Below are 13,321 nucleotides of genomic sequence, written 5' to 3' on the forward strand. Positions count from 1 at the left end.
GAAAATCATGACACGGCCTTGCGGAGCGGGGTCACCTTGAGGTGATCCTGGTGGTCGCCAATGGCTTTTGCGATGAAACGGGCGGTGATCGGCGAGCCGTCATAATGCACGATCGGCACGAGCCGCACCGGATCGATGCCGTTCTCGTTGACGATGAGCTGGCGCAGCTGGCTGTCGCGGTTCTGCTCGACCACATAGACGAAATCGTGCTCGGCGAGGAAGCTCGCCACGCTCGAGTGGAACGGGAAGGCGCGGATGCGGAGGCGGTCGAGCTGATGCCCGCGCGCCTCCAGGAGGCCGATCGCCTCGTCCATCGCCGGCGAGGTCGAGCCGAAATAGATCACGCCATATTTGGTCGGCCGTTCCGCGTTGGCCTGCAGCGGGCGCGGAACGAGGTCCTGTGCGGTCTCGAACTTGCGCACCAGACGCTGCATGTTGTCGGCATAGACAGGGCCTTCCTCGGAATAGCGTGCATAGCGGTCGCGCGAGGTGCCGCGGGTGAAATAGGAGCCCTTGGTCGGATGCGTGCCGGGATAGGTGCGGTAGGGAATGCCGTCGCCGTCGACGTCGAGATAGCGGCCGAAGTCGCGCCCCTCTTCCAGCATCTCCTCGGTCATCACCTTGCCGCGGTCGTATTGCCTTGCGTCGTCCCACTTCAGCGGACGGCAGAGCCGGTGGTTCATGCCGATGTCGAGGTCGAGCATCAGGAAGATCGTGGTCTGAAGCCGCTCGGCGAGATCGAAGGCAGCCGCCGCGAACTCGAAGGCCTCGGCGGGATCTTCAGGGAACAGCAGCACATGCTTGGTGTCGCCGTGCGAGGCATAGGCGCAAGCGATGATGTCGCATTGCTGGGTGCGGGTCGGCATGCCCGTCGAGGGGCCGGCGCGCTGAATGTTCATGATCACGGCCGGGATCTCGGCGAAGTAGGAGAGGCCGATGAACTCGGTCATCAGCGAGATGCCGGGGCCCGAGGTCGCGGTGAAGGCGCGGGCGCCGTTCCAGGACGCACCGATCACGATGCCGATCGAGGCCAGCTCGTCCTCGCCCTGCACGATGGCATATTTCGCCTTACCGGTTTCCGGATCGTGCCGGTACTTCTTGCAGTGGGCGGTGAAGGCTTCCGCCACCGACGAGGACGGCGTGATCGGATACCAGGCGCATACCGTGGCGCCGCCATAGACGGCGCCGAGCGCGGCGGCGCTGTTGCCCTCGATGAAGATGCGGTCGCCGACCTTGTCGGACTTCTTCACGCGCAGCCCGATCGGGCATTTCAAATTCTGCAGCGCCCAGTCGCGGCCGAGATGCAGCGCGTGGACGTTGGAGGACAAGAGCTTCTCCTTGCCCTTGTACTGCTCGCCGATCAGCTGTTCGATCAGCTTCGGGTCCATGTCGAGCAGCGCCGAGAGGCTGCCGAGATAGATGATGTTCTTGAACAGCTGGCGCTGGCGCGGATCGGTGTAGGTCGAGTTGGTGATGGCGGTGAGCGGCACGCCGATCACGGTGATGTCGTCGCGGAATTTGGTCGACGGCATCGGCTTGGTGGAATCGTAGAACAGGTAGCCGCCAGGCTCGATGCCGGCGACGTCCTTGTCCCAGGTCTGCGGGTTCATCGCCACCATCATGTCGACGCCGCCGCGGGCGCCGAGATGGCCGTCTTCCGTGACCCGCACCTCGTACCAGGTCGGCAGGCCCTGGATGTTGGAGGGGAAGATGTTACGCGGGGACACCGGCACGCCATGGCGCAGGATCGCGCGGGCGAACATCTCGTTGGCGCTGGCCGAGCCCGAGCCGTTGACGTTGGCGAAGCGGACGACGAAGTCGTTTACGCTGCTGATCGGCTTTTTGTCGGGCATGATGATCCTGCGTGCGTCATCTCGATGAAATATTTCTGCATGTCCCAGGCGCCGGTGGGGCAACGCTCGGCGCACAGCCCGCAATGCAGGCAGACGTCCTCGTCCTTCACCATCACGCGCCCGGTCTTGAGATCGGAGGAGACGTAGAGGTCCTGGTCCGGGTGCGGCGAGGGCGCCTTCAGCCGCTGGCGCAAATCATCTTCCTCACCGTTGTTGGTGAAAGTGATGCAATCCATCGGGCAGATATCAGCGCAGGCATCGCATTCGATGCAGAGCGAGGTCGAGAACACGGTCTGCACGTCGCAGTTCAGGCAACGCTCGGCTTCGCCCAGCGCCAGCTTGACGTCGTAACCAAGCTCGACCTCGGCGCGGATGTCCTTCAGCGCGATCACCTTGTCGCGATGCGGCACCTTGAAGCGCTTGTCGTTGGAGATGTCGTTGTCATAGCTCCATTCGTGGATGCCCATCTTCTGCGAGGAGACATGCACCTCCGGCAGCGGCCGCTCGGTGATATCCTCGCCCGACAGCATCTTGTGGATCGACAAAGCGGCGTCATGGCCGTGCGCGACTGCCCAGATGATGTTCTTCGGCCCGAACGCGGCGTCGCCGCCGAAGAAGACCTTCGGATTGGTCGAGGCGAAGGTGTTCGGATCGACCTTGGGCATGTGCCATTTGTCGAACTCGATGCCGCAATCCTGCTCGATCCAGGGGAAGGCGTTCTCCTGGCCGACCGCGACCAGCACGTCGTCGCAGGGAATGGTCTGATCGGGATCGCCCGAAGGCACCAGATTGCGGCGGCCTTTTGCGTCGTATTCGGCTTTGACGTGCTGGAAGGTGACGCCGATGAGCTTGCCCGCGACATGCTTGAATGCCACCGGCACCATGTAGTTGAGGATCGGGATATCCTCGTGGATCGCGTCTTCCTTCTCCCAGGGCGAGGCCTTCATCTCCTCGAAGCCGGAACGCACGACCACCGTGACTTTCTCGCCGCCGAGCCGGCGCGCGGTGCGGCAGCAATCCATCGCGGTGTTGCCGCCGCCGAGCACGATGACGCGCTTGCCGATCTTGTCGGTATGGCCGAACGACACATTGGCCAGCCACTCGATGCCGATATGGATATTGGCGGCGGCCTCTTTCCGGCCGGGAATGTCGAGCTCGCGGCCGCGCGGAGCGCCGGAGCCGACGAAGATCGCGTCGTACTTCTCGGCGAGCAGCGACTTCATGCTCTCGATCCGGTGACCGCCCTTGAACTCGACGCCGAGACCCAGGATGTAGCCGGTTTCCTCGTCGATGACGGAATTGGGCAGGCGGAATTTCGGGATCTGCGTGCGCATCATGCCGCCGGCTTCCGGATCGGCATCGAACACCGTGCAGTGATAGCCGAGCGGCGTGAGATCGCGCGCGACGGTCAGCGAAGCTGGGCCGCCGCCGACCAGCGCAACACGCTTGCCGTTCTTCGGCGTGGGTTTCGGCAGGCGCTGCCTGATGTCGTCCTTGAAGTCGGCGGCAACGCGCTTGAGGCGGCAGATCGCGACGGGATTTTCCTCGACGCGTCCACGCCGGCACGCCGGCTCGCATGGTCGATCGCAGGTGCGTCCCAGGATGCCGGGAAACACGTTCGATTGCCAATTGATCATATAGGCGTCGCTGTAGCGGCCTTGCGCGATCAGTCGGATGTATTCGGGAACCGGGGTGTGCGCAGGACAGGCCCACTGGCAATCGACCACTTTGTGAAAGTAGTCGGGGGCCGCGATATCGGTCGGTTTCATTCCTACCCTGTCCGCGCAGGCTCAAAGGACCCGGCGGCCTCTTCTTGAGCTTGGCGAACGCTTAACAGGCGTCGATCTGGTTTCTGAATGACGTCATTAGGTTAGCTTATTAGAACCACTCCGAAGTACAACGGCAAATTTCCGCGCTTCCCCGCTTTCATGGGAGCTGCGCGCGCACAGCATTGACGCCGCGCGCCGGCATGCGGCGGTGCAATATGTTGCGGTGCATGTAAGCCGCGTCAGCCGCGCGCGATGTCGCTGTTCGCGAGGTCCCACATCAGGCAGTAGGTGCCGACGGAGACCGGAAGCGGGAAGGGCGAAGCGGCGGGACCGGTGAAGCGCTCGGCAATCACGGCCGAGACCGCGCCGACATGCGTGCCGTCGATCAGCACAAACCAGTCGCGCGCGCCGTCGTTGCGCGCCGCCGGAATTCCCGCCGTCGCGCCCGACAATTCCGGCTCGCTTTCGAGCAGATGCATCGAGATGATGCCCTCGCGCGTTTCCGGCGCCAGCCTTTCTTGCAGTGCATCACGCCATGCACCGGCTTTGTCGGTGTTCGGCCGCAGCCGCACCACGCCGAGCGCAGCCCCGCGTCCGGTGCCGTTGCTGATGGTGATGCGCGCAACCACGCGCAGCATGTCCTTGAAGCGTGCCATGGTCTGCCGCGACCAGTCGGTCGGGCTTGCGAGCCGCGCCTTGTAGGCGGGGCTGTCGAGCACTTCGAGCGTCGCGGTCGAGTACAGGCAGAGATATTTGGGATTGGCGGCATGCGCGACATAGCGCCGCGCCTCCAGGAAACCCTCGATCGCGACGCGCTCTTCCAGATGCTCGCGATCGTACCAGCGGTTGAAGTCGGCCTCATCGGCGGCGTCGATGTTCATCGACGTCAGCAGCATCCCTGTCCCGGCGAGTGGCATTTTCTTGTTGTCCTTCCCATGCAGACCCTCATGGTGAGCGTCCGGACGATGCTGCGCATCGCCAGGTGAACCATGAAAGGCCCCCCGCTGTTAATCTCGGCCTTCATCCTTCGAGACGCGCTCTTCGAGCGCTCCTCAGGATGAGGGTCTAGATCTCTAGCGCGAGATTTTGGACGCGACGTCTGCGATCGCCCTCATGACCGCGTCCCTCACGCCGGCATCATAGAGCGAATGGCCGGCTTCTTCCACGATCCGAATCTCGGAACCGGGCCAGACTTTCGCGAGCGCATGAGAGGTCTCGGGCGGGCACAACAGGTCGTAGCGTCCCTGGACGATGATGCCGGGAATGCCTTCGAGCTTTCCGGCGCTGCGCAACAGCTGGTCTTCGCTCATGAAGGAATTGTTGACGAAATAATGCGCTTCCATGAACGGCGTCGCCGGCAGCGTGCGCCAGACGTTGAGCGAGGCGAGGTCCAGCCGCGTCTTGGCCGGCTTGTGCTCGGATAGTGTGCGCTCGGCGTCGTGCCAGGCCCGCGCCGCCGGCCCATGCACCGCCGGATCGGCATCGAGGATGCGGCGCCAATAGGCGTCTACCGGACGGCTGCGCTCCTCGGGCGGCAGCACGCTCAGAAAATCCTCGGAGAGCGCGGGATAGAATTGCGACAGGCGCGAGGTGAAGGCCGTCTCGACCTCGGCCCGCGTGCCGAGGAACGTCGCGCGCAGCGCGATGCCAGAGACGCGCTCGGGATGCGCCTCTGCATAGGCCAGCGCCAGCGTCGCCCCCCAGGAGCCGCCGACCAGCATCCAGCGTTCGAAGCCGAACTTCTCGCGGATCTTCTCCATATCCGCGACGAGATGCGCCGTGGTGTTGTGCTCGCGCGATCCCTTGGGACGGCTGCGGCCGCAGCCGCGCTGGTCGAACAGCACGGCGCAGAAGCGTTCGGGATCGAACAGCTTGCGATGATCGGGCTGGCAGCCGCTGCCGGGGCCGCCATGCAGATAGATCGCGGGGATGCCGTCGGGGCGGCCGACGCTCTCGACATAGAGCTCGTGGCCGTCGCCGACGTCGAGCATGTCGGAGGTCAGCGGGGCAAAGGGATCGGCGCGTTTGGCGGATACGGCCGCGTCGGCGTCAGGCACCATTCTCGGATTCCAGAGTGCCCCCGGCGAAATTGCGATAGAGGAAGCGGTTGGTCTCGCCCTCGGCCTCGCGCTCGGCCTGCTTGAAGATGGTCTCGTGCAGCGGCGACAGCGCACAGGCCGGATCGGTGTTGGCGGCATCGCCGGTCAGCGCAAAGGCTTGGCAGCGGCAGCCGCCGAAATCGATCTCGCGGAATTCGCAAGACTTGCACGGCTCCTTCATCCAGCCGGTGCCGCGATAGCGGTTGAAGGCATCGGAGTTCTGCCAGATCCAGGCGATCGAATGGTTGGAGCGGACGGATTCGAAGTCGAGCCCGGTGATGCTCTCGGCAGCATGGCAGGGCAGCACCTTGCCGGCGGGCGAGATGTTGAAGAACTGCCGGCCCCAGCCGCCCATGCACTTCTTCGGTCGCAACGCATAATAGTCAGGCACGACGTAGTCGATGGTCAGCCGGCCTTTGTGTTGCTCGCGCGCCTCCTCGACGAGGCGGGTGCACTCCTCGAGCTGCGCGACGGTCGGCATCAAGGCGGCGCGGTTCTTCAGCGCCCAGCCGTAATACTGCACATTGGCGACCTCGAGCCGGTCGGCGTCGAGATCGAGCGACATCTGGATGATGTTGGGGAGCTGGTGCAGGTTCTGGCGATGCATCACCGCATTGACGGTGAGCGGCAGATCGAGCTCGCGCGTCCACTTCGCGACCTCGAGCTTCTTGCGGTGGCCACCCTTGTAGCCGGCGACGCGATCGGCGAGGCCTTCCTCGATGCCCTGGAAAGAGATCTGCACATGGCAGAGCCCGGCATCTGCGAGGTCGCCCAGCTTCTCGCGCGTCAGCAGCACGGCCGAGGTGATGAGATTGGTGTAGAGGCCGGCATCGCTGGCGTGCTTGACCAGCTCGACGAGGTCTTTTCGCGCCGTCGGCTCTCCGCCGGAGAAATGCACCTGCAGCACGCCGATCTCGGCGAGCTCGGTCAACACCTTCTTCCACTCGTCCGTGGTCAGCTCCTTGCCGGAGCGATCGAGCTCGACCGGGTTGGAGCAATAGGGGCATTGCAGCGGGCAGCGATGGGTGATCTCGAGCAGCACCGCGAGCGGGATGCCAAAGGTCTCAGCCGTCGAGCGCTGCTTCTCCAGCACCGCGAGGCTGTCGCTGGTCTCGGGCGGGATGTTGCCGAGCACGTCGCTCATGACGTCTTCTCCCGGGCTTCGGTGAGAAAGCCCTTGTCGGCGAGATCCTGGAGCATGGCGATGACGTCGGTGAGGATCGCCTCGCGCGGCGCGGCGTATTTCTCAGCTAACTGATCGGCGACGTCGCCGACATTGCGCTCGCCGTTGCAGAGCTGCAGCACCTCGACCGCGATCTCGTCAGGCGCCAGCACGCGCTCCGGCGCCAGGATCACCCAGACCTTGCGCGTCTCGTCATATTTCAGCTTGGCATGCCGCGGCAGCACGGGGCGGCTTGCCTCGCTGACGCTGATGTTTCGCGGCCCGGCCATAACTCTAGTCCCTCAGCTCGCCTTGGGCACGAACGCGCCCGGCGGTATGTGGCCCTCGACATAGGCATGCTGGAGCGCATCGAGCTGCACCCACAGCACGTTGGTCTTGAAGATTAGCGCATTGCAGACCTGAGCGCGCTGCTCCGGCGTCGTGGCATGCGCCTTGACATAGTCGAGCGCAAAGCCGGCATCGCGCGGCGCCTGCGCCAGGCGGCGCTTGAAGTAGCTCATGATATCTGGATTGACGAAGTCGTAATGCTCCAGCATGCCGGAGATGCGTTCCTCGTGCAGGTTCGGCGCGAACAGCTCGGTCAGGGAGGAGGCGATCGCCTCCAGCGGGCTCTTCTCGCGGCAGTAGTGGACATAAGCCTCCACCGCAAAGCGCGTCGCCGGCAAGATGCCTTCGGTGGATTCCACATAGGCCGTATCGAGGCCGAGGCCTTCGGTCAGCTTCAGCCAGCGCTCGATGCCGCCCTCGCTGCCGACATCGCCGTCATGGTCCTCGATGCGGTGACGCCATTCGAGCCGCGTGGCGCGGTCGCGGAAGCGCGAGATCACCACCGCGTCCTTGATCGGGATCGTGCTCTGGTAATAGTAGCGGTTCAGCGCCCAGGCCTGCACCTGGCCCTTGTTCAGCTTGCCGCCGTGCAGCAGCCTATGGAACGGATGCAGGCTGTGATAGCGCGTCGCGCCGATGTGGCGCAGCGTCGCCTCCAGTTCCTCGGCCGAGTTGAGGCGGATGTCCTTGCCGATCGAGAGCGCGGTCATTCCAGTCATGGACACGGCATTCACAGCACGATCTCCGTTCCGTCGGCGGGTATCTGCCAGCCCGCCTCTTCGACAGTCTTGCGCTCGCTTGAGCCGGGCAGCAACGCCGGATTCGAGTTGTTGATATGCAGAAACATCTTCCTGTCGATAGTGAGATCGGCCAGCCGCGCGATCGCGCCATCGTGACCGGACATCGCGACATGGCCCATGCTCTTGCCGGTCTTGTGGCCGAGCCCGGCCCTGATCATCTCGTCGTCCTGCCAGACCGTTCCGTCGAAGAACACCAGCGCAGCGCCGTCGATCTCGGCCTTGAGCGCGTCGGTCACCTCGGCGCAGGCGGCGATGAAGTAGAAACATTTGCCGGTCGACTTGTCGGTGATCTTCAGGCCGAGCGTATCGCCGTCGCCGGTCTCGCCGCCGGGATGCGCCTTGCCTTCAAGATACCAGGCCGACTTGCCCGGCACGGCGAACGGCAGCACCTCGAGGCCCGAGCGGGCGGCGTCGGTCAGTCGCGGCTCGAACGGCTCGCCGATTCCGATCGGCTGGCGCTTCACGTTCTTCTCGTTCAGCACGTTGAAGATGCTGTTGCTCGCAAGGATCGCCAGCACCTTCTCGTGCGCATAGATCGTAAAGGGCGAGCCCTCGCGCATCGACAGCAGGCCGGCCACCGCGTCTACTTCGCCGTTGGTCAGGATCACGCCTGCCACAGGCGTATGGCGCAGCGCGCCTGGTTTGGGATGCAGCTGCGGCGTGGCATTCAATTGCTGGCGAAGGTCGGGCGAGGCGTTGATCAGGAACCAGTGCTCGCCATCGCCGCTGAAGGCGACCGAGGCTTGGGTTCTCTGGAGGTCATGCCCGTGCGCGCGGGCGGCCCGGCAGCCCTCGCAGCCGCAATTCCATTGCGGGACTCCGCCGCCGGCCCCGGCGCCCAGGACGACGACGCGAAGCATGATCCGTCTCCTGGGACAAATTCGCGAAGTGGATCTCAGGCCGACACGGTTTCCGTCATTCGGAAACCGATCGTGACCGAAAGATCCACCTGCGCGGAACGCAAATGCACCAACCGCTTACTTGCGGGTGGCGCTCACATACATGTTGATTTCCATGCCGCAGGGCACTTCGACGATCTTCGGGGCTTTCCAGGCCATTTTGGCTCTCCATTTCGCGAATTCGGACGTGTCCGCCCGTGGGTTAAAGTAATGCGGGCGCAAAAGTTCGCCAGTGAAATTTTCCCGAGCACGTGCATGTTGCGCCGCGAAAAATGGTAATGGAACATCACTTCCGGCGGCGCTGCCTTGCGCTTGGCGCATTCGGTCGTGAACCCTGTCCTGATAAAGCAGTTGTGAGCGCACTGCAGCTTTCAATCCGGTACAGGCGACCCAAGTGGACCTCGTGATGCCCAAATACTTCTTCAACACCCGCATCGGCGACGAACTGATCGTGGATCCTGACGGAGAGGACCTGCGCAACCCCGATCGCGCCTGGGAAGTCGCCCGCCAGATGATCCTGGAGGTGGTGAAGTCCGAGGGCGCCCAGCCGGCGCTGCTCGAGGCCGTCATCGAGGTCACCGACGACGACGGCGAGATCGTGCTGGAGTTTCCCTTCACCGAGGCCCTGCTGGACATGCCGGACCAGTCGGCGACGCGGCACTAACCCGCTCTTCCTCCCTGCGAAATCCGCATGGCTTTGCCGCGTTCCCGGCGCTAAAAGACGCCGGTTACACGGAGCAAACCATGCAAGATCTCTGGCGCCTGTCGGCCGCCGACCTCGCCGCCCTCGTCAGGTCCAAGAAGGTATCCGCCAAGGAGGCGGCCAAGGCCGGTCTCGACCGGCTGGACGCGGTCAATCCCCGGCTCAACGCCGTGATCGACCACCGGCCCGAGGACGTGCTCAAGCAGGCTGATGCCGTCGATGCCGCCATCGCCCGTGGCGAGGACCCCGGCGTGCTCGCCGGAGTGCCTGTGACCATCAAGGCCAATGTCGACCAGGAAGGCTTTGCCACCACCAACGGCCTCAAACTCCAGCGCGACCTGATTGCGCGCGAGGACAATCCGGTGGTCGCCAATTTCCGCAAATCCGGCGCCATCCTGCTCGGCCGGACCAACTGCCCGGCGTTCTCCTACCGCTGGTTCACCACCAACCTCGTCCATGGCGACACCAAGAACCCCCGCGATGCCTCGCTGACGCCGGGCGGCTCCTCCGGCGGCGCCGGCTCGGCGGTCGCGGCCGGCATCGGCCATATCGCCCACGGCACCGACATCGCCGGCTCGATCCGCTATCCCGCCTATGCCTGCGGCGTGCACGGCCTGCGCCCGACCTTGGGCCGCATCCCCGCCTTCAACCCGGCACTGCCGGAGCGCCCGATCGGGCCGCAGATCATGGCAGTGTCGGGCCCACTGGCGCGCACCGTCAACGATTTGCGCATCTCGCTCGCAGCGATGTCGGCCCGCGACATCCGCGATCCCTGGTTCGTGCCAGTGCCGCTGGAAGGCCCCGCAAAGGCCAAGCGCGCCGCGCTCTGCCTCAACCCGAACGGCCTTGCGACCACGCCGGAGGTGAAGGCGGCGGTGAGCGATGCCGGCAAGCGGCTGGAGCGTGCCGGCTGGACCGTGGACGTGATCGAGGACCCCCCGCCGATGCGTGAGGCGGTCGAGTGGCAAATCAAACTCTGGCTCGGCGACGGCTATGAGGCGCAGCTGGAGATGGCCGAGCGTGAGGGCGATCCCGGCGCGCTGGCGTGCCTCAACGGCAACCGCGCCAGGGTCACGCCGATGGACCAGGCCAATTACGCCAAGGCGCTGACCCGGAGAGCCACGCTGACGCGCGACTGGATGCTGTTCTTCGAAAAGTACGCCGTGCTGCTGACGCCGGTCTCGGGCGAGCTGCCATTCCCCGATCATCTCGACCGCAAGGACGACGCCTCCTTCAAGCGGGTCTGGGAAGCGCAGCTGCCGCAGATCGCGATTCCGTTCATGGGATTGCCGGGGCTCGTGGTTTCCACCGGCCTCGTCGGCAAGGCGCCGGTCGGCGTGCACATCGTCTCCGGCCGCTATCGCGAGGATCTTTGTCTTCTCGCGGGCGAAGCGATCGAGGCGGGCGGCGTACCGCCGTCGCCGATCGACCCCGTGGGTTAGCGATGTCAGTGATCTACGACTTCAAGGCCAATTCGCTCGCCGGCGAGGAGGTCGCCCTGCGCCGCTTCGAGGGCCAGGTGCTGCTGATCGTCAACACCGCGAGCAAATGCGGTTTCACGCCGCAATATCGCGGGCTTGAGGATCTCTACCGCGATCTCTCCCCGCGCGGCTTCTCCGTGCTCGGCTTTCCCTGCAACCAGTTCGGCGCGCAGGAGCCGGGGCAGGCGAGCGAGATCCAGGCGTTCTGCTCGACCAACTACGACGTCACCTTTCCGCTGTTCGAGAAGATCGACGTCAACGGGCCGAAGGCGCATCCGCTGTACGAGTACCTGAAACGCCAGCAATCCGGCCTGTTAGGGGCCTCCATCAAATGGAATTTCACCAAATTCCTGGTGGACCGTGCCGGCAAGGTGATCGCGCGCTATGCGCCGACCGCGCGGCCTGAAGGGCTGCGCAATCAAATCGAAACACTGTTGTGAGCGAGACAATCATGAGCGACGAATTTCCCGACCGCCTGTCGGTCGATCCGAACAGCCCCTATTACAACGCGGACATTCTGGCGCGCGACGTCGGCATCCGCTTCAAGGGCATCGAGAAGACCAATGTCGAGGAGTACTGCATCAGCGAAGGCTGGGTCCGCGTCACCGCCGGCAACGCCAAGGACCGCTACGGCAACCCGCTGACCATCAAGGTGCATGGGCCCGTGGAGCCGTATTTCAGGGATAAGAAATGACGGCGAAGCCGTCATTCCGGGGCTCGCGAAGCGAGAACCCGGAATCTCGAGATTCCGGGTTCGATGCTGCGCATCGCCCCGGAATGACGCGACAATAAATCGAAAGCCACACCCATGTCTGTCCGCATCGTCGACGTCCGCGAGATCACCAAACCGATCTCCTCCCCGATCCGCAACGCCTATATCGACTTCACCAAGATGACGACGAGCCTCGTCGCCGTCGTCACGGACGTGGTGCGTGACGGCAAGCGCGTCGTCGGCTACGGCTTCAACTCCAACGGCCGCTACGGGCAGGGCGGTCTGATCCGCGAGCGTTTTGCATCGCGCATCCTGGAGGCCGATCCGAAGTCGCTGCTGAACGCGGCCGGCGACAATCTCGACCCCGACAAGGTCTGGGGTGCGATGATGACCAACGAGAAGCCGGGCGGTCATGGCGAGCGCTCGGTCGCGGTCGGCACCATCGACATGGCGGTGTGGGATGCGGTGGCGAAGATCGCGGGCAAGCCGCTGTTTCGTTTGCTCGCCGAGCGTCACGGCGTCACGGCCAATCCACGCGTCTTCGTCTACGCCGCCGGCGGCTATTACTATCCGGGGAAGGATCTCTCGATGCTGCGCGGCGAGATGCGCGGCTATCTCGACCGCGGCTACAACGTCGTGAAGATGAAGATCGGCGGCACGCCGATCGAGGAAGACCGCACCCGCATCGAGGCGGTGCTGAAGGAGATCGGCAAGGACGCGCAGCTCGCGGTCGATGCCAACGGCCGCTTCAATCTCGAGACCGGCATCGCCTATGCCAAGATGCTGCGCGATTACCCGTTGTTCTGGTACGAAGAGGTCGGCGATCCCCTCGACTACGCGCTGCAGGCCGCACTCGCCGAATTCTATCCCGGCCCGATGGCGACAGGCGAGAATCTCTTCAGCCACCAGGACGCCCGCAATCTGATCCGCTACGGCGGCATGCGCCCCGACCGCGACTGGCTGCAATTCGACTGCGCGCTGTCCTATGGCCTGTGCGAATACCAGCGCACGCTGGAGGTGCTAAAAACCTACGGCTGGTCACCGAGCCGCTGCATCCCGCACGGCGGCCACCAGATGTCGCTCAACATCGCAGCAGGCTTGGGTCTCGGCGGCAACGAGAGCTATCCCGACCTGTTCCAGCCCTATGGCGGCTTCCCCGACGGCGTCCGCGTCGAGAACGGCCACATCACCATGCCGGATCTTCCCGGCATCGGCTTCGAAGGCAAGTCCGATCTGTACAAGGAAATGAAGGCGCTGGCGGAGTAGCTCTCTTCGGCGAAGCGGATTCCGTTTCGCGATGGCGCGTCTGATTTTGATGGATCGATTCTGATCGATCCAACTTTTGGCCGAATCCTCTGAACAATTTGAAGTTGTGAATGATATCGCTGTTGTAACAGCGGTGTCATGTGAAATTCGCTTGAAGCGGGGACAATCAAGCGCAACTCGCAGAGGAGGTCGGTTCTGCCGATGTTCGTCTCTGCATTCAGAGGGAGGC

General features: G+C 64.1%; 14 protein-coding genes. 5 read left to right on the forward strand and 9 right to left on the reverse strand.

Annotation, left to right across the window (positions count from 1 at the left end; translation table 11 throughout):
- Positions 1 to 5: 5 nt before the first annotated feature.
- The 9 genes from BRAGE_RS0101620 to pqqA all read right to left on the reverse strand — a co-directional run bounded on the left by BRAGE_RS0101620 (position 6) and on the right by pqqA (position 9,089).
- Positions 6 to 1,853 (reverse strand): 2-oxoacid:acceptor oxidoreductase subunit alpha, encoded by a 1,848-nt coding sequence (locus BRAGE_RS0101620; RefSeq protein WP_027560778.1) that lies wholly within the window; start codon positions 1,851 to 1,853, stop codon positions 6 to 8.
- On the reverse strand, positions 1,823 to 3,622 hold the full coding sequence (locus BRAGE_RS0101625) for an FAD-dependent oxidoreductase (protein ID WP_027560777.1): 1,800 nt from the start codon (positions 3,620 to 3,622) through the stop codon (positions 1,823 to 1,825). The genes BRAGE_RS0101620 and BRAGE_RS0101625 overlap by 31 nt, the downstream gene beginning before the upstream one ends.
- A gap of 239 nt (positions 3,623 to 3,861) precedes the next feature.
- Positions 3,862 to 4,539, reverse strand: coding sequence for a DUF4286 family protein (locus BRAGE_RS0101630; RefSeq protein ID WP_027560776.1), 678 nt, complete (start codon positions 4,537 to 4,539; stop codon positions 3,862 to 3,864).
- Between the two features lie 156 nt (positions 4,540 to 4,695).
- Positions 4,696 to 5,682, reverse strand: a complete 987-nt coding sequence (gene pip / locus BRAGE_RS0101635; RefSeq protein WP_027560775.1) for a prolyl aminopeptidase — start codon at positions 5,680 to 5,682, stop codon at positions 4,696 to 4,698.
- A complete protein-coding gene (gene pqqE, locus BRAGE_RS0101640) occupies positions 5,672 to 6,865 on the reverse strand; it encodes a pyrroloquinoline quinone biosynthesis protein PqqE (RefSeq protein WP_027560774.1) in 1,194 nt (397 codons plus the stop codon). Before pqqE ends, pip begins: the two co-directional genes overlap by 11 nt.
- A complete protein-coding gene (pqqD, locus tag BRAGE_RS0101645; protein WP_027560773.1) occupies positions 6,862 to 7,173 on the reverse strand; it encodes a pyrroloquinoline quinone biosynthesis peptide chaperone PqqD in 312 nt (103 codons plus the stop codon). The genes pqqE and pqqD overlap by 4 nt, the downstream gene beginning before the upstream one ends.
- 12 nt (positions 7,174 to 7,185) lie before the next feature.
- On the reverse strand, positions 7,186 to 7,965 hold the full coding sequence (gene pqqC / locus BRAGE_RS0101650) for a pyrroloquinoline-quinone synthase PqqC (RefSeq protein WP_027560772.1): 780 nt from the start codon (positions 7,963 to 7,965) through the stop codon (positions 7,186 to 7,188).
- Positions 7,962 to 8,891: a pyrroloquinoline quinone biosynthesis protein PqqB gene (gene pqqB / locus BRAGE_RS0101655; protein WP_027560771.1), complete on the reverse strand. Its 930-nt coding sequence runs from the start codon at positions 8,889 to 8,891 to the stop codon at positions 7,962 to 7,964. Before pqqB ends, pqqC begins: the two co-directional genes overlap by 4 nt.
- 117 nt (positions 8,892 to 9,008) lie before the next feature.
- Positions 9,009 to 9,089, reverse strand: a complete 81-nt coding sequence (pqqA, locus tag BRAGE_RS47600; RefSeq protein ID WP_007595659.1) for a pyrroloquinoline quinone precursor peptide PqqA — start codon at positions 9,087 to 9,089, stop codon at positions 9,009 to 9,011.
- A gap of 247 nt (positions 9,090 to 9,336) precedes the next feature.
- Between pqqA and BRAGE_RS0101665 the strand changes: the two genes are divergently transcribed.
- The 5 genes from BRAGE_RS0101665 to tarD all read left to right on the forward strand — a co-directional run bounded on the left by BRAGE_RS0101665 (position 9,337) and on the right by tarD (position 13,092).
- Positions 9,337 to 9,594 carry a DUF6894 family protein gene (locus BRAGE_RS0101665; protein WP_027560770.1) on the forward strand — a complete coding sequence of 86 codons (258 nt, stop codon included), beginning with the start codon at positions 9,337 to 9,339 and terminating at the stop codon, positions 9,592 to 9,594.
- Positions 9,595 to 9,674: 80 nt separating this feature from the next.
- Positions 9,675 to 11,075, forward strand: coding sequence for an amidase family protein (locus BRAGE_RS0101670; RefSeq protein WP_028146177.1), 1,401 nt, complete (start codon positions 9,675 to 9,677; stop codon positions 11,073 to 11,075).
- A gap of 2 nt (positions 11,076 to 11,077) precedes the next feature.
- Positions 11,078 to 11,554 (forward strand): glutathione peroxidase, encoded by a 477-nt coding sequence (locus BRAGE_RS0101675; RefSeq protein ID WP_027560768.1) that lies wholly within the window; start codon positions 11,078 to 11,080, stop codon positions 11,552 to 11,554.
- Positions 11,555 to 11,565: 11 nt separating this feature from the next.
- Complete coding sequence (locus tag BRAGE_RS0101680; RefSeq protein WP_035730878.1) at positions 11,566 to 11,808, forward strand: DUF3297 family protein; 243 nt, start codon at positions 11,566 to 11,568, stop codon at positions 11,806 to 11,808.
- Between the two features lie 114 nt (positions 11,809 to 11,922).
- Complete coding sequence (tarD, locus tag BRAGE_RS0101685) at positions 11,923 to 13,092, forward strand: D(-)-tartrate dehydratase (protein WP_027560767.1); 1,170 nt, start codon at positions 11,923 to 11,925, stop codon at positions 13,090 to 13,092.
- Positions 13,093 to 13,321: the final 229 nt, after the last annotated feature.

It is taken from the genome of Bradyrhizobium genosp. SA-4 str. CB756, from assembly GCF_000473125.1.
GTDB classification, from domain to species: domain Bacteria; phylum Pseudomonadota; class Alphaproteobacteria; order Rhizobiales; family Xanthobacteraceae; genus Bradyrhizobium; species Bradyrhizobium arachidis.